Genomic DNA, 18,586 nt, shown 5'->3' on the forward strand with positions numbered 1-18,586 from the left:
CCATAACCGTCATGCTGCTGCTCGGCGTCCTGGTCGCCTCGGGCCTCGCCGTACTGCCGCCGCTGCTGCCCTGATCCACTGGACGACTCACATGGACTCCCGAGGAGTGCCCGCCGTGATCCCGCGGTACCGTCTCGGCTTCAGGCCGGACATCGAGGGGCTGAGAGCGGTGGCCGTCCTGGCCGTGCTCGCCTTCCACGCGACCGTGCCCGGCATGGCCGGAGGGTTCGTCGGGGTTGACGTGTTCTTCGTCATCTCCGGCTTCCTGATCACCGGCCTGCTGCTGCGCGACGTCTCGGCCACCGGCCGATTCTCGCTGGCCGAGTTCTACGCCCGGCGGGCCAGACGCATCCTGCCCGCCGCCGGGGTGGTGCTGCTGGCCACGACCGCCGGGGCGTGGCTGATGCTGCCGCCCCTGCGCGGCGGCGACATCGCGGCCGACGTCGTCACCGCCGCCCTGTACATCGCCAACTGGCGTTTCGTCGCCGGCCAGACCGACTACCTGGCCGCGGAACGGGACCCCAGTCCCCTGCTGCACTACTGGTCGCTGGCCGTCGAGGAGCAGTTCTACCTCCTGTGGGCGCCGCTGCTCCTGGTGCTGGTCCTGCTGGCCCGCCGTCTCGGCCGCAGCCCCTTCCCCGCGATCGCGGTCGCCATCGTGACGCTGACCGGCCTCTCCTTCGCCCTGTCGTTGTGGTGGACCGGCGTCAGCGCCCCCCTGGCCTACCTCTCCTCCCCCTCCCGGGCGTGGCAGTTCGGCGTCGGAGCCCTCGTCGCCCTGCTCATGCCGTACAGCTCGCGTCCGGACGGCGGCGAGGGCCGTCCGGACGCGGGAGGATCGAGCGACGGGACCGGTCAGGGCAGGGGACGGCGGCCGCGTTTCGCCGTCCGGGTCGCCCAGGGGGCGCTGGGCCTGTTGGGGGCGGCCGCGGTCGTCTGGTCGATCGTGAGGATCGGCCCTTCGACCCCCTACCCGGGGACGATCGCCCTGGTGCCCACGCTCGGCACGGCCGCGGTCATCCTGTTCCGCTCGCCGGTCTCCGCGGCGCTGTCCTCGGCGCCGGTCCGCGCGATCGGGCGGCTGTCGTTCTCCTGGTACCTGTGGCACTGGCCGGTCCTGGTCCTGGCCGAGGCCGTGCTCGGCGCGCAGCCGTGGCCGGTGCGGCTGGCACTGGTCCTGGGCTCCGCGCTGCCCGCGGTCCTGACGCTGAAGCTCGTCGAGCGGCCCCTGCGCCTGTCGGCGGTGGTCTCCGCCCTGCCGAGGCGCGGTCTGGCCCTCGGCACAAGCGCGATGGCCGTCCCCCTCGCCGCCGCGCTCCTGCTCAACGGCGGAGTCGTGCACGGCGCGACGGCGACCCGGGCCACGGTGACGGGCACGGCGACAGACACGGCGACCGGCACCGCGGGCGCACCGGGCACGGCGCTGCGCCCCACGCCCGCCGAGGCGAGAACCGACTTCCCCAGGTCAGCGGGCTGCGAGATCGAGCTGACCGCGACGACGAGCCCTCCGTGCCTGTTCGGCAACCCCGCCTCGAAGGACAGGATCGTCCTGATCGGCGACTCCCACGCGGGCCAGTGGTTCGCCGTCGCGGAGCGCATCGCCGTACGGAGGGGGTGGGCACTCGAGGTCCTCACCAAGCCGGGCTGTCCGCTGCCCCGGCTCACGGTCGTCGACCCGCGCCTGGGCAGGGAGTACCGCGAGTGCGACACCTGGCGGGAGCACGCACTGAAACGGCTCGCCGCGCAGGCCCCGCCCCGGCTGGTCCTGGTCGCCTCGCTCAACGCCTACAGCAGCGACAGAGCCGCGCTGACCCGCGCCTGGGACGCGACGCTCACCCCGCTGTCCCGGCTCGGCGCGCCGCTGGTCTACCTGCGCGACACGCCGCTGCCCGGCAAGGACGTGCCCGCCTGCCTGTCGGGCGGGCCGGTCGCCGACTGCGCGTTCCCGCGCCGCGCCGCCCTGCGCCCCGACCCGCTGGCCGAACAGGTCCGCGCGGGCGAGCGTCCAGGGGTGCGCCTGCTCGACGTGGTCCCGCTGCTGTGCCGGGAAACCGCGGACACCTGCCCGGCGGCGCTCGACGGCGTCGTGCTCTACCGCGACGACGCGCACATAACCAACACCCTCGCGGTACGGCTCGCGCCCCGGATGGAGCAGGATCTGGAGGACCTCGACCTCATCCCCACGGTGCTGTGAGGCTCGCCCAGGCGTTCCTCGCCATGATCGTCCTTCTGGCCGGGTGCTCGGGGCCCGGCCAGAAGGACACCCCGGCAGGACGGGACGGTTCCGGCTGGACCGAGGTGTTCCGCGACGACTTCACCGGCGCGGCCGGCTCTGCGCTGCCCTCCGGCTGGCTGCACGACGTCGGCACCTGCTACCCCGGATGCCCCGCGCCGCAGTGGGGCACCGGGGAGATCGAGACCATGACGGCCGCGCCGGAGAACGTCTCCCTCGACGGCCGGGGGAACCTGGCCATCACCCCCCTGCTGCGCGACGGCGCGTGGACTTCGGGCCGGGTCGAGACCAGGCGGTCCGACTTCAGGCCTCCGCCGGGCGGCGCGCTGCGGATCGAGGCCAGGATCCAGTTGCCCCGGGTGACCGAGGCGGACGGCGCGGGCTACTGGCCCGCCTTCTGGATGCTGGGCGCCCGGCTGCGCGAGGGGTACACCGGCTGGCCGGGCGTCGGCGAGATCGACGTCGTGGAGGCGGTGAACGGGCGTCCCTCGGTCATGGCCGCCCTGCACTGCGGGGTGACGCCCGGCGGACCGTGCGGCGAGCCCTCGGGAATCGGGTCCGGCGAGCGTCCCTGCCCCACCTGCCACGGCGGCTTCCACCGCTACGGCGTCGAGATCACCGCCTCCGAGATCCGCTGGTATCTCGACGACGCCCCGATCCTCACCGTCGCGGCCACCCGCGTGGACCCTGCCACCTGGCGCGAGGCCACCGACCACGGCTTCTTCCTGATCCTGAACGTCGCCGTCGGCGGCGGTCTCCCCGCGGCCTTCGGCGGCGGCCCGACGGCCGCGACCGCCTCCGGCAGGCCCATGCTGGTCGACTACGTCTCCGTCACGGCCAGGGGCTCCGGCTCTTCTTGACGGCCGGGAGCGTGGGACGGTGCGTCCGCGCTCCCGGCGCCTACCTCCCTGGCCGCCCCTCACCGATCCTCCGTACGATCTCCGCGACCACGGCCTCGCGCTGCGGCTGCAGGTAGAAGTGGTCGCCGGGCATGACCGTCAGGGAGAAACCGGAAAGCGTGTGCCTCTCCCACGCCTTGGCCTGGGCGGGGGTGACCACCGGATCCGCGTCGCCGACGATGACGGAGATCGGGGTGCGCAGCGCGGGACCGGGGCGGTGGCGGTGGCTCTCGATCAGCCGGAAGTCGGCGCGGACGTAGGGGAAGACGACCTGCTGTATCGCGGGGTGGGAGAGGACGTCGAGATCCGTGCCGCCGAGCATGACCAGCTCCGCCATGAACCGCTCGTCGTCGTAGGAGGAGATCTCGGGGCTGCGCCTCGGCTCGTGCGGAGCCCTGCACCCCGAGGCGAACAGCCGTACCGGATCGGCTCCCCTTGCCTCGAGGGCCCGGGTGGTCTCGTAGGCGACCATCGCCCCCATGCTGTGGCCGAACAGCGCGAGAGGCCGGTCGAGCAGCGGCAGCGTCGCCTCGACGATCGCGCCGACCAGCGTCTCCATGTCCTGCGGCATGGGTTCGCCGAACCGGTCCGCCCTGCCTGGCAGCTGTACGGCGTGCAGTTCGACCGACCCGGGCAGCAGGTCGGCCCAGTCGCGGTAGGCCGAGGCCGAACCGCCCGCGTGCGTGAAGCAGATCAGCCGCGTGGCGGCCCCGGGGCGAGGCAGCGGAGAGCGCAGCCAGGTCATGGCGTTTCCTTCCTGAACGGCTCCGGGCGGCCCCGAACGCCTGAACGGCCCCGGGCGCCGCGGCGATCTCCGGGATCGGCCGGGGCACCGCGGTCGAGCGGTCGTGCGCGACCGCTCGATCCATGATCGTGCCGATGGCGCGGAACTTCCAGCCGGGGTCACGCAAGCGCCGTTCTCACAACCGTGGACGGCCTGCGGGCATGACGGGCCCGCAGGCGGTGGAGGGCGGAGACCAGTGCCTCCCGGGAGGCGGTTCCTGCCGGGGAGACGGTCCTTCCAGGAGAGGCGTCACCCCAGTTCCCGGCGGCTTTCGGGGAAGGTCGCCAGTTGGCGGATCGCGCATTTCCTGTCCAGTCAGCGCCCCGGCCTTCCAGATCTTGTTCTGTTAGGCTTACCTTGCATAACGTCTGAGCAGCTGTTCAAGTGTTGACGGGACGGATCTCGGGATGGGTCACGGACACGGGCACGCCAACGGGCGTGTCAACGGGCACGCCAATGGCCATGGCCATGGCCATGGCCACGGGCACGGCCACGGACACGGACACGGGCACGGCTTCGGCGCGAACTCCGACCGCCGCTACCTGGTGGCGGCGCTCGCCCTGCTGACGGCCTTCATGGCGGCCGAGGTCGTGGTCGGCGTCCTCGCGAACTCCATCGCGCTGATCTCCGACGCCGGTCACATGCTCACCGACGCCGCCTCCATCGCGCTCGCGCTGGTCGCGATGAGCATGGCCGCCCGCCCCGCCCGCGGCGCCTACACCTTCGGCTGGAAGCGCGCCGAGATCCTCTCCGCCGCGATCAACGGGCTGACGTTCGTCGTGCTCGTCGCCTACTTCGTCTACGAGGGCGTCCGCAGGCTCATCGAGCCGCCCGAGGTGCAGGGGACGCTGGTCCTCGGCACGGCACTGGCCGGGATCGCGGTCAACGCCGCCGCCGCGTGGCTCATCTCCAGGGCCGACCGGAGCAGCCTCAACGTCGAGGGCGCCTTCCAGCACATCCTCAACGACATGTACGCCTTCGTCGCGACCGCGATCGCGGGCGCGGTCGTCTGGCTCACCGGCTGGGGCAGGGCGGACGCGCTCGCCGCCCTGGTCGTCGCGGCCCTGATGGGCAAGGCCGCGTACGGCCTGCTGCGCGACGCCGGGCACATCCTGTTCGAGGCCGCGCCCGACGGAGCCCACCCGGCGGAGGTGAGCGCGACGATCGCCGCCCACGCCGAGGTGACCGCCGTGAACGACCTCCACGTGTGGACGGTGACCAGCGGGTTCCCCGCGCTGTCCGCGCACGTGACCGTCACGCCCGGCGGCGACTGCCACCGGGTCCGCCGCGAGCTCGCCGACCTGCTGCACGAGCGGTTCCACATCGACCACACCACCCTGCAGGTCGACCACGTCCCGGGCACGGCCTGCCGGATCGCCGCGGTCCGCGAGGAGCCGGAGAAGGCCGAGGCGGGGGCGCGGATCGGGGTCACGGCGCGAAGCAGGCCTCGAAGACTCTCGTGAGCCGCTCGACCACGGCCTCCCGGTCGGGGGAGTCGAGCGCGCCGGAGCCGTAGAGCTGGCGCAGCGTGCCCGCGCCCGTGATGAGCGCGGTGGCGGCGGTCGCCCTGAGGAGCGCGTCGGGGCCGGGCAGGCGCGCGGCCATCGGCTCCAGTATGGCCGACCTGACCCGGTCCTTGATGATCTCATGGATCTCCGGGCAGCCGGGCGACCGGGTGAGCGCCGTCAGCACCGGCCCTCCCTGGTTGGAGCGGAGCTTGTCGGCGACGTACTCGGCCAGACGGCGGGGCAGCTCCTCCTCGGGGACCTCCAGCACGCCGGGGAAGCGCCCCTGCGCCGCGAGCACCTCGGCGAACAGCTCCCGTTTCGTGCCGAAGTAACGGTTGATCAGCGCGATGTTGGCGTCCGCCTCCGCGGAGATCAGCCGCATCGTCACCTGTTCGTAGCCGAGCTCGGCGAACAGACGGCAGGCGGCGTCGAGGATGCGACGTCTCGTGCCTTCCCTGTCGCGGTGCCGTACCTCATCCACCTGCTCGATCCTTCCAGATTTGACGGGTAAACAAGCGTCTACTAACTTCATGTGTATCGTACATACATTGGGGGACGGTTCATGCTGACCGAACAACAGGTCACGGCCGAGACGGCACCTCGGTTCACCCACAAGCAGGTGCTGGAGATCCTGGTCGGCCTGATGCTCGCCATGCTGACGTCGATGATCTCGACGTCCGTGGTGGGAACCGCGCTGCCGACGATCGTGGGCACGCTCGGCGGTCAGGACCAGCTCGCCTGGGTGGCGAGCGCGACGCTGCTGACCATGACCGCCTCCACTCCCCTGTGGGGCAAGCTGTCCGACCTCTACGGACGCAAGCTCATGTTCCAGGTCTCCCTGCTGGTCTTCGTGTTCTCCTCGGTCGCCGCAGGCTTCTCCCAGGACATGGGCCAGCTCATCGCGGCCAGGGCCGCCCAGGGCATCGGCGCGGGCGGCCTCGCCGCGCTGCCGCAGATCATCCTGGGTGACGTGGTCGAGCCCCGCGAGCGGGGCCGCTACTCCGGTTACATCGGCGCGGTCTTCGGCGTCTCCACCGTCGCGGGCCCGCTGCTCGGCGGGTTCATCGTCGACAACATGTCATGGCGCTGGACGTTCTGGATCTGCGTGCCGCTGGCCGTGGTCGCGTTCGTGGTCATCCAGAAGGTGCTCAAGCTGCCGCTGGTCCGCCGTGACACCAAGGTCGACTGGTGGGGCGCCACCTTCATCACCGGCGGCACCACCGCGCTGATGCTGCTGCTGTCCTTCGGCGGCAAGGAGTTCGGCTGGAACTCCGGCTGGACCTACGGTCTGGGCGCGCTGAGCCTGGTGCTGTTCGGCCTCGCCGTCGTCGCCGAGCGCAGGGCCGCCGACCCGATCCTGCCCCCGCGCCTGTTCCGCAACCACACCTTCGTGCTCACCAGCGTCGCCTCCCTCCTCGTCGGCGCCGCCATGTTCGGCGCGCTGATGTTCCTGCCGCAGTACCTGCAGATCGTCAAGGCCATGAGCCCCACCGGCTCCGGTCTGATGACGCTGCCCATGGTGCTCGGCCTGCTCGTCTCCTCGATCGCGGTCGGCCGGTTCGTCTCCAGGACCGGACGCTGGAAGATCTTCCCCGTCGTGGGCATGCTGCTGGTCGCCGTCGGCCTGTTCCTGCTCTCGCAGCTGCACGTCGACAGCTCCCTGGTGGTCGTCGGCGTCGACATGACGGTGCTCGGAGTCGGCCTGGGCGCCTCCATGCAGATGCTGATCCTGGCCGCGCAGAACGCCGTCACCCGCGCCGACATGGCCTCGACCACCTCCGGCGTGTCCTTCTTCCGCTCCCTCGGCGGCGCGGTCGGCGTCGCCGCCTTCGGCGCGATCCTGTCCAACCGGCTCAGCTCCGAGCTGGTCTCCCTCGCCAAGGCGGCGCACCTGCCCCTGACCGGCGGCGCGACCCCCAGTCTCGGCTCCCCCGCGGCCATCCACCATCTGCCCGCCCCGGTGCTGAACGTGATCCTGGAAGCCTTCACCCGGGCCATCCACACGGTCTTCCTGGTGGGCGTGCCGATCGCCGTGCTGGCCGCGGTCGCCGCCCTGATGCTGAAGGAGCTCCCGCTCCGCTCCGCCCAGGCCGCCCCGGCCACCCCGGCCGACCCCACCGCTCCCCCGGTCCCCGTAGAGGCCGAATAACCATCCCCTCGCCGGAGGCCCGGACCGCCCCGCTCACCGGTCCCGGGCCTCCGGCATTTCTGCGGACCACCGTGGGATGCCAGGCCGGTGTGACGGCCGCCTCCGGTCATCTCAGTGTTGAGGCGACGACCTTCGGCCTGCCCGCACCGAGGAAGAAGATGCCGGGGAACCCCTCGGTCTCGAAGCCCGCACTGCGGTTCCTGCGCAGCGTGGAGTTTTCGATGGCGAGGGTGCCGGTGCGGTTGTTGCTGACGAAGAAGACCGCCCCGCCCCCTTCCCTGGCGCTGTTGTCCTGGATCACCGAACCGGCGATCCTGATGCTGAAGCGGTCGCCGTCGGCGTAGATAGCACCGCCGCTACCGCCCCCGGGGGTGCCGGTACGGGCCGGGTTGGCCCCCCGTCCGATCGCCGTGTTGTGCGTCATGACGCTGTTGAGCACCACCCACGAGACCCCGATGCTGCTCAGTGCCCCGCCGTTGGAGCAGACGCCGCCCTGTCCCGCCGCTCCGCCGAAGGTGCTGTTCACGATGTGGACGGGACGGTCCTGGAACTGGTCGAGGACGCGAATGGCCGCCCCGCCGAGGTCAGGGCCTGTGGCGTCGCACCGGTTACGCAGGAAGCGCGAGTTGACGACCTTGAACTGCCCGCCCCGGACGAAGATCGCGCCACCGCCTCCCTCCTCGACCGGCCGCCCCGTCGCGTTCCCGTCGGCGAAGGTCAGGTTCTGGACGACAAGCTGCGGCTGACTCTGGTCGTCGCAGTGCGAGGTGGTCCACCCCTGGGCCTGGTCGCAGGTGTTCATGTAGAGGATCCGCCGCCTGCCGCCGCCGCTGAGCGTCACCTTGCCGCCGCCGTCCAGCACGACCTTGGCCGAGGTGTTGCGGACCTTCGCGGTCGCGGTCAGCGTGATGGTGACGGGAGCGGGACCGCAGGAGAAGGTGATGATCCCGCCCGCGGCGACGGCCGCGACCACGGCCTGCGAGGTACAGCTCGCGGGTGTGCCGGTGCCGACGACCCGGGTCGAGCGCGTGGTGTCGACCGCGCGGGCCGCGGCGGGCACGGCGACACGCCCGTCCCGGTTTCCCGGTGCGGCCTCCCGCCGGGACGTCCGCGCGGAGGCCGTGCCTTCCCGCGCGCCGCTCTCATCCGCGGCACTCCACTGTCCGGCCGAGGACCGGCCCGCGCCCCAGGCGGGCGCGGCGGAGCCGGACACGCTTGCCAGACCGATCATCAACGAGGTCAGGGCGGCAACGCCCCATTTGGCTCGCACGCCGCAGATGCTACTGCGTCAACTCTGGCGACATATCGGGATTTGGGGAACTCGTCACGGAGCGAAAGGGGCGGACACTCGAGGGGAATGCCCGCTCCTGCACAGACGATCTGCCTGTGGGACGGAACTCAGCTCGCCGCCAGAGCACTCAGTTCCCGAGCCGCCGCAAGAGTATGAGCTCGCTCGGGAAGAGCCTCGATGACACGGCCGACGATCAGTCGGCGGTACGGGGTGATCGGCAGTCCCTGGACGCTCGTGAGAGCGTGGCCGAGACCGTCGGAGACGTCGCGTTCGCGGACCAGGCTGTAGGCCTGGATGAGCCGGAGATTGGCCCGGCCGTGGACGAGCGCGGGCGAGTAGAGGACGTACGCCCGCTCCGCCGCGCGCGTGGCCTCCCGTGAATCACCCAGGAGAGCGAACACCTCCGCCTCGGTGAAACGCATCGCCCGCTCGGAGAAACCCCAGTAGGTGAACTCATCCTTGGTGTCGCGGTCCGGCAGCCGATCCCAGACCTCCCTGAGATCGCGCAGCGCCGTACGGGCATCCTCTCCGCCGCCGCCCACAGCGGCCGACTGCGCGGCGAGCACGGTCGCGCGTGCCGCGTACGTGCGCGCGAGCGCGACGCTGGGCACGCCATCCGAGATCCGTACGGCATCGTCGAGAAGCTGGAGGATGACCTGCGAGGGCTGGCCCGACGCGAACGAGTTCCACGCGTCGGCGGCGCGTATGGACACCCGAAGGTCGCGGTCTCCGGAGACGTCGGCCGCGCGGCGGGCGGTGCGCTGCGCCCGCCGGGCCTGGCCGGTGGCACGCAGGTGGGTGAACTCCCCTGAGAGGGTCTGGGCGAGCGAGGCGGTGACGCGCAGCAGCCCGACGCGGTCGGACGGCGAGGCGGTGTGTTCGAGAAGCCGCCCGACCTCGGCGAGGTCGGCCGTCAGGTCGCCGACGAGCGCGCCGAGTGGGCCGGTGTTGGTGCGGAAGCTGTACTCCCAGGCGGTCCGCTCCCAGTCGTCCAGGTCGAGACCCTCCCGGTCGCCGATCGCCCGGTCCACCCCGGACAGGATCGCGGCGACCGCGTCGGGGGGTGCCAGGGCCCCGGCTCCGATCAGGGTGAGAAGCTGCATCGCGGTGCGGCGGTCCATGGCGCCTCCATCGGGTGCGTCCCCGTCAAAACTACCCTCGAAAAGCCGTTTCCCCGCGAGACCGGCCGATACGGAATCGTTCCCTGCGAGACCGGCCGACGCGAAACCGGCGAGTGCCGCGAACAGCACCCCGATCAGGGCCGGGTCGATGTGCCCGTACGGCGGCGCGACGGATCGCGCGGACATGATCGGCAGCGGGGGTCTCGACGGCGTCAAGGACATTGAGGACGCGTCCTCCGCGGCGAAGAGTTCCGCCTCCGCGAGGTCGAACACCCGGCAGTAGAGGAGGCGGTAAGGGTCCTTGGGCTGATGATTGCCCGCCTCGTGTGACTCGATCAAACGCATGACGCTCTCCCGCTTCGGGAGCGTGCGGCGGGTGTCCTCGTCCGCTGCCTGGACGAGACGGCGGGCCAGCTCTCGCTGGCTCCAGAACCGGTCACGCCGTTGCTCGCGCAGGCGCGCGGCCCATGGGGGACGGGGATGTTCGTTGTCGGCCATGCCTGCCTCTGCGAGGGGAAGAAGGAGGTGCCTGAACTTTCCTCAGTTTCCCCCACGGCCGGCTTCCAGGGAGCGGTATTGCCACGTTGAAGTGGGCGTACTCCGGAAATCGAGGTGGCCGTATGCCGGAAGTAACCGGCTTGCTCCAGTCCTGGGCCGCAAAAAGACGGGCACTCGGAAAGAGTGCCCGTCCTCTCTGTCGACTGAGACCGCCACGGCGGGGAGCCCGTGCCCGGGGCTTCCGCCACGGCGGTGGATCAGGCCAAAGCTCAGACCGAGGCGAGGGCCGCCTCGGACTCCAGGACGGCGGCGACGGCGTTGACGACCGCGGCGATCCGGATGGCCTCCTGGATCTGCTCGCGGGGCATCCCCGCCTGACGCAGCACCTGCTCGTGGGACTCCAGGCAGCGGCCGCAGCCGCCGATCGCGGAGACCGCGAGCGACCACAGCTCGAAGTCGACCTTGTCCACGCCCGGGTTGCCGATGAAGGTCATGCGGAGCTTGGCGGGCATGGTCGCGTAGGTCTCGTCGCCGATCAGGTGCATCGACCGGTAGTAGACGTTGTTCATCGCCATGATCGCGGCCGCGCCCTTGGCCGCCCTGAACGCCTCGGCGGACAGGACGTCGGCCGCCTCGGCGGCGATCTCGGCGATCACGCGCTGGGACCTCGTCGCCGCCGCGCAGGCGAGCAGCGTCCCCCAGAGCTGCTGCTCTCCGAGCGAGGAGGTCGTGACGAGCGAGCCCAGGTTGAGCTTGATGTCCTTGGCGAAGTCGGGCAGGGAGCTCTTGAGACTGTCGACGGACATCAGGCGCCGGCCAGCAGCTTCTTCGCGTCCAGACCGCTCTCGCCCTTGTTCCAGTTGCACGGGCAGAGCTCGTCCGACTGGAGCGCGTCGAGGACCCGCAGGACCTCCTTGACGTTGCGGCCGACCGAACCCGCGGTCACCATGACGAACTGGATCTCGTTGTTCGGGTCGACGATGAAGGTGGCGCGCTGGGCGACGCCGTCCGAGCCCAGGATGCCCAGCTCGGCGGAGAGCTCGCGCTTGATGTCCGACAGCATCGGGAAGGGCAGGTCGCGCAGGTCGGGGTGGTCCTTGCGCCAGGCGTGGTGGACGAACTCGGAGTCGACGGAGAAGCCCAGGACCTGCGCGTCGCGGTCGGCGAACTCGCCCTCGAGGCGGCCGAACTCGGCGATCTCGGTCGGACAGACGAAGGTGAAGTCCTTGGGCCAGGCGAAGTAGACCTTCCACTTGCCCTCGTAGGACTTGTGGTTGATCTGGGCGAACGCGTTGTCCGCGTCCAGGGAGACACAGGCGGTCAGCTCGAACTCAGGGAAGTGGTCACCGATGGTGAGCAAGTCCGGATCTCCTTCACAGGGGACGTCGTTGTCGGAGCCAACACTGCCGTACGTAGCATTGATCCGAGAAATCGAGCAGTCGAACGAATCTGAGAGGTGATCCTTATCAGTGAGCCCACCCCCACCATCGCCCAGCTGCGCGCTTTCCTCGCCGTGGCCGATCATCTGCACTTCAGGGAGGCCGCCACCTCGCTGCGGATGAGCCAGCCCGCCCTGTCGAGTGCGGTCTCGGCGCTGGAGGAGACTTTGCACACTCAGTTACTGGAACGGACCACCAGGAAGGTCCTGCTGACCCCGGCGGGCGACCGGGTGGCGGTGCACGCGGCACGGGTGCTCAAGGCGGTGGAGGACCTGATGGGCGAGGTGGCCCAGAACAGGGAGCCGTTCCACGGCCCGGCGCACCTGGGGGTCATCCCCACCGTGGCCCCCTACGTGCTTCCCGTGCTGCTGCCGATGTTCGCACGGCGCTTTCCCCGGCTCAAACTGACCGTCCACGAGGCCAAGACGGAGACCGTCCTGGAGGAGGTGCGCGAGGGCCGCCTGGACATGGTGCTGCTGGCGCTGCCGACCGAGACGACCGGGCTGGTCGAGGAGCCGCTCTACGAGGAGGACTTCCTGCTCGCCTTCTCCCCCGACCACCCGCTGGCGGGCGCGGAGGGACCGCTGGATCGGGACGTGCTCAAGGGGCTGGACATCGTCCTGCTCAACCAGGGCCACTGCCTGCGCGAGCAGGCCATCGACGTCTGCCGCGAGGTCGGCGCCAGGGCCACCGCGGCCACCTACGCCACCAGCCTGCCGACCCTGGTCCAGCTGGTGGCGGGCGGCCTGGGCGTGACCCTGCTGCCCGAGTCGGCGGTCCCGGTGGAGACGGGCAAGCGCGTACGGCTCGCGCTGCGCCGCTTCCAGTCCCCCTCCCCGGGACGGACGATCGGCCTGGCCTACCGCGCCAGCTCCGCCAGGTCCCTGGAGTACGGCGAGCTAGCCAAGGCCATCCGCGCGGCCGTGCGCGCCAAGCGTCTCCCGGTCCGGGTCGCGCACTGACGCGGGCAGGGGAGGCCGGTCAGGCCGCCCGCCGATGCCCGGGACGCTCCGGAGCCGGTTCGGCGGCCCGGCGCCGTCCCCGCTTATCCGGCGCGCCCCTCGCCCAGCCTGGCGAGGCGGTTCACGGCCTCGTCGATGACCTCGTCCTTCTTGCAGAAGGCGAAGCGGACGAAGTGGCTGCCGCGTTCGGGGCGGGCGTAGAAGACCTGGGTGGGGATGGCGACCACGCCCGCCAGGGAGGGCAGCTCGCGGGTGAGGGCGAGGCCGTCGCTGAAGCCCAGGGGACGGATGTCGGTCTGGACGAAGTAGGTGCCGGAGGGCCGGTAGACCTCGAAGCCCGCCGCCGACAGCCCCGCCGTCAGGCGGTCGCGCTTGGACTCCAGGTCGGCGCGGAGCCGGGAGACCCACTCCAGCTCGTGGCGCAGGGCGTGGGCGACGGCCAGCTGCCAGGGCGCGGCGGCGGTGAAGGTGAGGAACTGCTTGACGGTCTGGACGGCGCGGACGAGCGGGGGCGGGGCGCAGACCCAGCCCGTCTTCCAGCCAGTGACGGAGAAGGTCTTTCCCGCCGAGGAGATCATCACGGTGCGGTCGCGCATCCCGGGCAGGGTGGCCAGCGGGACGTGCTCGACGCCGTCGAAGGTGAGGTGCTCGTAGACCTCGTCGGTGACGGCGGTCAGGTCGTGCTCCCGGCAGAGCAGGGCGATCTCCTCGAGCTCCGCTCGGGTGAAGACGGTTCCCGTGGGGTTGTGCGGTGAGTTGACCAGGATCACCCGGGTGCGCGGGCCGACCGCGGCGCGCAGCTCGGCGGGGTCGAAGGTGAAGCGTCCCTCGACGGGGCGCAGGGTGACCGGACGCAGCACGGCGCCCGCCAGGGCGACGGAGGCCGCGTAGGAGTCGTAGTACGGCTCGAAGGCGATCACCTCCTCGCCCGGCTCGCACAGCGCCAGGATCGAGGCCGCGATCGCCTCGGTGGCGCCGACGGTGACCAGGATCTCGCCGTCGGGGTCGTAGTCGAGGCCGTAGTGGGCCTTACGGTGCTCGGAGACGGCCTGGCGCAGCTCGGGGACGCCGGGACCGGGGGGATACTGGTTCGAGCCGCCGCGGATCGCCGAGACCGCGCGGTCGAGCATCGCGGCGGGCCCGTCGGTGTCGGGGAAGCCCTGTCCCAGGTTGATCGAACCTGTCCTCGCCGCCAGCGCCGACATCTCAGCGAAGATCGTCGTGCCGAACTCGCGCATCCGCGCCACCAGGGGATCATTCACACCGCCAGCGTAAGCCAGCACCCGTCCGTTCCGCCTCTGCCCGCCGGGTGACCGTCCAGGCGAAGGCGGAGAGCGCGCCGACGGTCCGGAGGCCGAGCGCCCTCCGCACAGGAGAATCCAGCATGGATGGTTTGCCACATTTCAGCATGGGCCATCGGCATAGGACTGCTTGTGTGGTGGTACGTCTGTTTCTTGTGACCCGAAGGCTTCACGAGCTGGACGCGCTCCGCGGATTCGCGGTGTGCGGGATCATGGTGGTCAACACCTGGCAGCACACCCGCGGGCAGCTGAGGGCCCCGGAGCGGAACGCGGTCGACTGGGTGATCGAGAACCTGTTCCAGAGCAGGTTCTATCCGATCTTCTCGTTCCTGTTCGGGCTGAGCTTCGTGCTGTTCCTCAGGTCGGCGGCCGAGCGCACCGACCGTCCCCGGCTGGTGCTGCTGCGCAGACTGGCCGTGCTCGGATGCCTCGGCTTCCTCCACCAGACGGTGAACCCCGGCGAGGTGCTGCTGCCGTACGCGATCTTCGGGGCGCTGGTCCTGCTGCCCGCCTCCTTCGCGCCCCGCGCGGGGGTGCTGGCGCTCGGGATCGCCGCGACGGCCTGGGGAGTGCGCGAGGGCGGCGGGATCATCCTCGTTCCCGGGCTCTTCCTGCTGGGCATGGCCATGATGGGGTACGCGCCGCCCGAGCGGCTGCTGCTTCCCGCCTTCCTGGTCGGCACGGTTCTGGCGGTGTCGCTCGGCTGCCTGTGGGTGCGGGCGAAGGGCGGAGACCTCTCGTTGTACTTCCGGGGCGTCTACCCGGCCGCCGGGCTGGCCGCCGCAACGGCGTACTGCACGGGCCTGCTGCTGCTCCTGCGGACCGGCGCGCGTGAGGCGCTGCTGGCCGCCCTGAGCCCGCTCGGCCGGATGGCGCTGACGAACTACCTGCTCAGCAGCGTGGTCATCCTGGCGGCGCTGCCGCTGCTCACCGCCGATCCGACCCGGGTCAGCGGGATCGCGCTGTCGGTCGCGGTGCTGGCGGCGCAGGCGGTGTTCAGCCGGATGTGGCTGGAGAGGTTTCGGTACGGACCACTCGAATGGGCATGGCGATGCCTCACATGGATGGAAAGGGTGCCCAACAGCCGGATAAGGTCGAATGTGTGACGCGCATCGCCCTGTGCCAGATCCCGGTCTCCGAGGACCCCGCCGTCAACCTGCGCCGCGCGCGCGAGGCCCTGGAGGGGGCCGCCGCGGACGGCGCGAGGCTGGCGATCCTCCCGGAGGCCACGCTCACCCGGTACGGCAGGCGGGTCGCCGACCTGGCCGAGCCGCTGGACGGCCCCTTCGTCACCGGGCTGGCCGAGTCCGCCAAGGCCTGCGGCCTCTCGGTGATCGCGGGAGTGTTCGAACCGGGAGAGCCGGGAGAGCCGGCCCGGGGCCGGGTCCACAACACCGCCGTCGCCATCGACGAGTCGGGCGCGATCCTGGCCGCCTACCGGAAGATCCACCTGTTCGACTCCTTCGGGGCCAAGGAGTCGGAGCTGGTCGCGCCCGGCGAGACCCCGACCGTGGTCGAGCTGGCCGGTCTCAGGGTCGGCCTGGTCACCTGTTACGACATCCGCTTCCCCGAGCTCGGCAGGGCGCTGGTCGACCAGGGGGCGGAGCTGTTCGCGGTCATCGCCGCATGGGGTTCCGGACCCATGAAGGAGGAGCACTGGGCGACCCTGGTGCGGGCCAGGGCGATCGAGAACACCACCTGGGTCGCGGCCGTGGGTCAGGCGCCGAACCCCGAGGTCAGGGACGGTTTCGGGATCGGCAGGAGCATGTTCGTCGACCCGATGGGCGTCGTCCGCGCCGACCTGGGCCCCGAGCCCGCCGTGCAGACGTGCGCGCTCGACCGTCAGATCACGATTACCACCCGGAATGCCCTGCCGTGCCTGGAACACCGGCGGCTGCAGGTCAGCAGATCGTAAAATGCGACCGTGAGTGAGCCACCTGGGCGTAGAACGCAGATGCAGAAGGTCATCCCGCCTCGACTGCTCGTGCCCTATCTCGCCGGCAGGCGGACCGTCATCTCGGGATACGTCTACCGGGTGCAGGACTGCCTCCGGCTGACGACGCCCGCCCAGCTCTTCGTGGGCCTCGACCTGGGCTTCGAGGGCTCGGAGCTGACCGTCACCGTTCCCGAGCTCTACCTGATGCGCTGGTTCGCCCGTGACATCGACAACTACGCCGTGCCGTACGGTCCGCACATGGGTGGTGACTGGAACGATGCACCGCCGTTCGCGGGAAACGGCTTCACGACCTCGCGCGAGCACGTCGTGCCGCAGTTCCACACCGCGCCCATGCCGATCCCCGCGGGGGCAGAGATCATCCACGTGACATCCGGCGAGGAACGCCTGTTCGGCCGCTACGACGGGCTCGGCTGGCGGCGGGCCTCATGAGCGGCGCGATCGAGCCCGTGGCGTCCGGCTTCGTCGCCCGCCACGCCGACCGGACCTACGCGGCGGCCCTCGGCCCCGGCGACTCCGAGGTCGTGCTGTTCAGCGAGGAGGCCCAGGAGGGCTTCGAGGCGGTCTCAGGCTACTGGCGGACGATCGTGCTCCGTGAGGACCTCGACTGGCTGGTGCTGGTCCGCACGGTCGGCGCGTTCGGCGGCGAGCCCTGCCTGGTCCTCGACGTCTCCGAGGAGAACGGCGAGGAGAGCCTGCACATCGCCTACACCGGCCACAGCGGGCTGAAGGCGGAGGCGCTGGGCTACTGGATGGTCGACCACGGCGCCTACGAGGTCGTCGTCCCCCGCGACGAGGTCTTCTCCATCCGCGTCGAGCGCGTCCCGATCCCCCTCGTGCCCGCCGCCTCGCAACCGTAGGCCTCTCCCCGAAGCGTGCCCGCCGCCTCGCGACCGCGGGTCTCTCCTGGAGGAGTTCCCCCGCCTCGAAACCGCGGGCCCGTCCGCCTCACCCCGTCCCGAGAGTCCGATAACGGGCCAGGCGGGCGGCGAGACGGTCGGCGGGGGGCCGCCTCAGCAGGCCCGCGATCTCGTGTTCGAGAGCGGCGGCCACCCTGCGGCAGAACGCCTCCGGCTCGTAGGCGGCGTCGGGAAGCTCGGGGACGACCCGGTCGACGATGCCGTCACGTCGCAGGTCGGTGGATTTCACCCCCTGCGCGGCGGCGATCTCGGGGGCGAAGTCCACACTCCGGTACAGCAGCGCCGAGGCCCCCTCAGGGGGCAGCGGCGACAGCCAGGCGTGCTGGGCGCAGAGCACCCGGTCGGCGGGCAGCAACGCGAGGGCCGCGCCGCCCGCTCCCTCCCCGAGCAGCAGGCAGACGGTCGGCGCATCGAGAACGACCAGGTCGGCCAGGGACCGGGCGATCTCCGCGGCCAGCCCGCCCTCCTCCGCCGCCTTGGACAGCGCGGCCCCGGAAGTGTCGACCACCGTGACGAGCGGCAGGCCCAGCTCCGCGGCCAGGCGCATGCCGCGCCTGGCGACCCTGAGCCCGGCGGGTCCGAAGGGAGCGGCGATCTGCCTGCGGCTGCGGTCCTGGCCGAGCACGACGGCCGGGACCGCGCCGAACCTGGCCAGGGCCATGAGCAGCCCCGGGTCGTTCTCCCCCTCGCCGGTCCCGTTGAGCGGGGTGACGTCGTGGGCGCCGAACCTGAGCAGTTCCCGCACCCCGGGGCGGTCGTCCCTGCGGGAGCGGCTGATCGCCTCCCACGCCTCGGTCGGCTGCACGCGCTCGTCGGGCTCGGGCCTCGTGGACGCCCCCTCACGCGAGGCGCACAGCACGGCGAGGACCCTGATGGCGACCTGTCTGGCGTCCTCCGCGGAGACGACCGCGTCCACCAGGCCGTGGGCGAAGAGGTTCTCCGAGACCTGGACGCCCTCGGGAAACGGGTAGCCGTGCAGCGACTCGAACACCCTGGGCCCGAGGAAACCGATGAGGGCGCCGGGCTCGGCGGCGGTGACGTGCCCGAGCGAGCCCCACGAGGCGAAGACGCCGCCCGTGGTCGGATGGCGCAGGTAGACGATGTACGGCAGGCCCGCGGCGCGGTGGGCGGCCACCGCGGCGGTGATCTTCACCATCTGCACGAACGCCAGCGCGCCCTCCTGCATCCTGGTGCCGCCCGAGGCGGGAGCCGCGAGCAGCGGCAGCCGCTCAGCCGTGGCCCGCTCGATCGCGGCGGTGAGGCGCTCGGCGGCGGCGACCCCGATCGACCCGGCGAGGAAGGAGAACTCGCAGGCCACGATCGCGACCCTGCGCCCGTCCAGCAGCCCCTCGCCGGAGACGACCGACTCGTCGTACCCGGTCTTGGCGCGGGCCACGGCCAGCTCCTCGGCGTAGCCGGATCCCGGCGCGGCGGGATCGGCGGGCGTCCCGTCCCACGACCGCCATGTCCCCGGATCGAGGAAGGTGTCGATCAGTGTGCGGGCGTCCGGCCGGACAGGGGTCATCC

General features: G+C 71.4%; 17 protein-coding genes. 9 read left to right on the forward strand and 8 right to left on the reverse strand.

The window, feature by feature from the left end; genetic code table 11:
• Positions 1-115: 115 nt before the first annotated feature.
• Both PKF00_RS30740 and PKF00_RS30745 read left to right on the forward strand, forming a co-directional pair.
• Complete coding sequence (locus PKF00_RS30740) at positions 116-2,194, forward strand: acyltransferase family protein (protein WP_271221178.1); 2,079 nt, start codon at positions 116-118, stop codon at positions 2,192-2,194.
• Positions 2,191-3,093: a glycoside hydrolase family 16 protein gene (locus tag PKF00_RS30745; protein ID WP_271221179.1), complete on the forward strand. Its 903-nt coding sequence runs from the start codon at positions 2,191-2,193 to the stop codon at positions 3,091-3,093. The genes PKF00_RS30740 and PKF00_RS30745 overlap by 4 nt, the downstream gene beginning before the upstream one ends.
• A gap of 40 nt (positions 3,094-3,133) precedes the next feature.
• Here the strand turns inward: PKF00_RS30745 and PKF00_RS30750 are convergent, their stop codons facing one another.
• On the reverse strand, positions 3,134-3,877 hold the full coding sequence (locus PKF00_RS30750) for a thioesterase II family protein (RefSeq protein WP_271221180.1): 744 nt from the start codon (positions 3,875-3,877) through the stop codon (positions 3,134-3,136).
• A 446-nt stretch (positions 3,878-4,323) separates the two neighbouring features.
• Between PKF00_RS30750 and PKF00_RS30755 the strand changes: the two genes are divergently transcribed.
• A complete protein-coding gene (locus PKF00_RS30755; RefSeq protein WP_271221181.1) occupies positions 4,324-5,379 on the forward strand; it encodes a cation diffusion facilitator family transporter in 1,056 nt (351 codons plus the stop codon).
• Here the strand turns inward: PKF00_RS30755 and PKF00_RS30760 are convergent.
• A complete protein-coding gene (locus tag PKF00_RS30760) occupies positions 5,345-5,905 on the reverse strand; it encodes a TetR/AcrR family transcriptional regulator (RefSeq protein WP_271221182.1) in 561 nt (186 codons plus the stop codon). The two genes, PKF00_RS30755 and PKF00_RS30760, sit on opposite strands and share 35 nt — an antisense overlap.
• An 81-nt stretch (positions 5,906-5,986) precedes the next feature.
• Here PKF00_RS30760 and PKF00_RS30765 point away from each other — a divergent pair, with 81 nt between their 5' ends.
• The gene (locus PKF00_RS30765; RefSeq protein ID WP_271221183.1) at positions 5,987-7,573 is read left to right on the forward strand and encodes an MDR family MFS transporter; all 1,587 of its coding nucleotides are present in this window, start codon (positions 5,987-5,989) and stop codon (positions 7,571-7,573) included.
• 106 nt (positions 7,574-7,679) lie between these two features.
• Here the strand turns inward: PKF00_RS30765 and PKF00_RS30770 are convergent, their stop codons facing one another.
• From PKF00_RS30770 to PKF00_RS30785, 4 genes are all read right to left on the reverse strand, one after another.
• Entirely contained in the window at positions 7,680-8,843 is a 1,164-nt protein-coding gene (locus tag PKF00_RS30770) for a hypothetical protein (RefSeq protein WP_271221184.1), read from the reverse strand.
• A gap of 128 nt (positions 8,844-8,971) precedes the next feature.
• Positions 8,972-10,483 carry a hypothetical protein gene (locus PKF00_RS30775; RefSeq protein ID WP_271221185.1) on the reverse strand — a complete coding sequence of 504 codons (1,512 nt, stop codon included), beginning with the start codon at positions 10,481-10,483 and terminating at the stop codon, positions 8,972-8,974.
• 269 nt (positions 10,484-10,752) lie between these two features.
• On the reverse strand, positions 10,753-11,289 hold the full coding sequence (gene ahpD / locus PKF00_RS30780) for an alkylhydroperoxidase, AhpD family (protein ID WP_271221186.1): 537 nt from the start codon (positions 11,287-11,289) through the stop codon (positions 10,753-10,755).
• Positions 11,289-11,843: a peroxiredoxin gene (locus PKF00_RS30785; RefSeq protein WP_271221187.1), complete on the reverse strand. Its 555-nt coding sequence runs from the start codon at positions 11,841-11,843 to the stop codon at positions 11,289-11,291. Before PKF00_RS30785 ends, ahpD begins: the two co-directional genes overlap by 1 nt.
• Before the next feature lie 96 nt (positions 11,844-11,939).
• Between PKF00_RS30785 and PKF00_RS30790 the strand changes: the two genes are divergently transcribed.
• A complete protein-coding gene (locus PKF00_RS30790; protein ID WP_271221188.1) occupies positions 11,940-12,884 on the forward strand; it encodes a LysR substrate-binding domain-containing protein in 945 nt (314 codons plus the stop codon).
• 83 nt (positions 12,885-12,967) lie between these two features.
• On the opposite strand, the gene PKF00_RS30795 is transcribed toward PKF00_RS30790, so the two are convergent.
• Positions 12,968-14,122 carry a pyridoxal phosphate-dependent aminotransferase gene (locus PKF00_RS30795; RefSeq protein WP_425582194.1) on the reverse strand — a complete coding sequence of 385 codons (1,155 nt, stop codon included), beginning with the start codon at positions 14,120-14,122 and terminating at the stop codon, positions 12,968-12,970.
• A gap of 218 nt (positions 14,123-14,340) precedes the next feature.
• On the opposite strand from PKF00_RS30795, the gene PKF00_RS30800 reads away from it, so the two are divergent.
• From PKF00_RS30800 to PKF00_RS30815, 4 genes are read left to right on the forward strand one after another with little or no spacing between them, the layout of a single operon-like run.
• Positions 14,341-15,291, forward strand: coding sequence for a DUF418 domain-containing protein (locus PKF00_RS30800; RefSeq protein WP_271221190.1), 951 nt, complete (start codon positions 14,341-14,343; stop codon positions 15,289-15,291).
• On the forward strand, positions 15,288-16,100 hold the full coding sequence (locus PKF00_RS30805; protein WP_271221191.1) for a carbon-nitrogen hydrolase family protein: 813 nt from the start codon (positions 15,288-15,290) through the stop codon (positions 16,098-16,100). The genes PKF00_RS30800 and PKF00_RS30805 overlap by 4 nt, the downstream gene beginning before the upstream one ends.
• A gap of 9 nt (positions 16,101-16,109) precedes the next feature.
• Positions 16,110-16,571 (forward strand): hypothetical protein, encoded by a 462-nt coding sequence (locus PKF00_RS30810; RefSeq protein ID WP_271221192.1) that lies wholly within the window; start codon positions 16,110-16,112, stop codon positions 16,569-16,571.
• Complete coding sequence (locus PKF00_RS30815) at positions 16,568-16,999, forward strand: hypothetical protein (protein ID WP_271221193.1); 432 nt, start codon at positions 16,568-16,570, stop codon at positions 16,997-16,999. The genes PKF00_RS30810 and PKF00_RS30815 overlap by 4 nt, the downstream gene beginning before the upstream one ends.
• A gap of 88 nt (positions 17,000-17,087) precedes the next feature.
• On the opposite strand, the gene PKF00_RS30820 is transcribed toward PKF00_RS30815, so the two are convergent.
• Positions 17,088-18,584: a carboxyl transferase domain-containing protein gene (locus PKF00_RS30820; protein ID WP_271221194.1), complete on the reverse strand. Its 1,497-nt coding sequence runs from the start codon at positions 18,582-18,584 to the stop codon at positions 17,088-17,090.
• Positions 18,585-18,586 lie beyond the last annotated feature (2 nt).

The organism is Streptosporangium carneum (assembly GCF_027922005.1).
GTDB lineage: Bacteria > Actinomycetota > Actinomycetes > Streptosporangiales > Streptosporangiaceae > Streptosporangium > Streptosporangium carneum.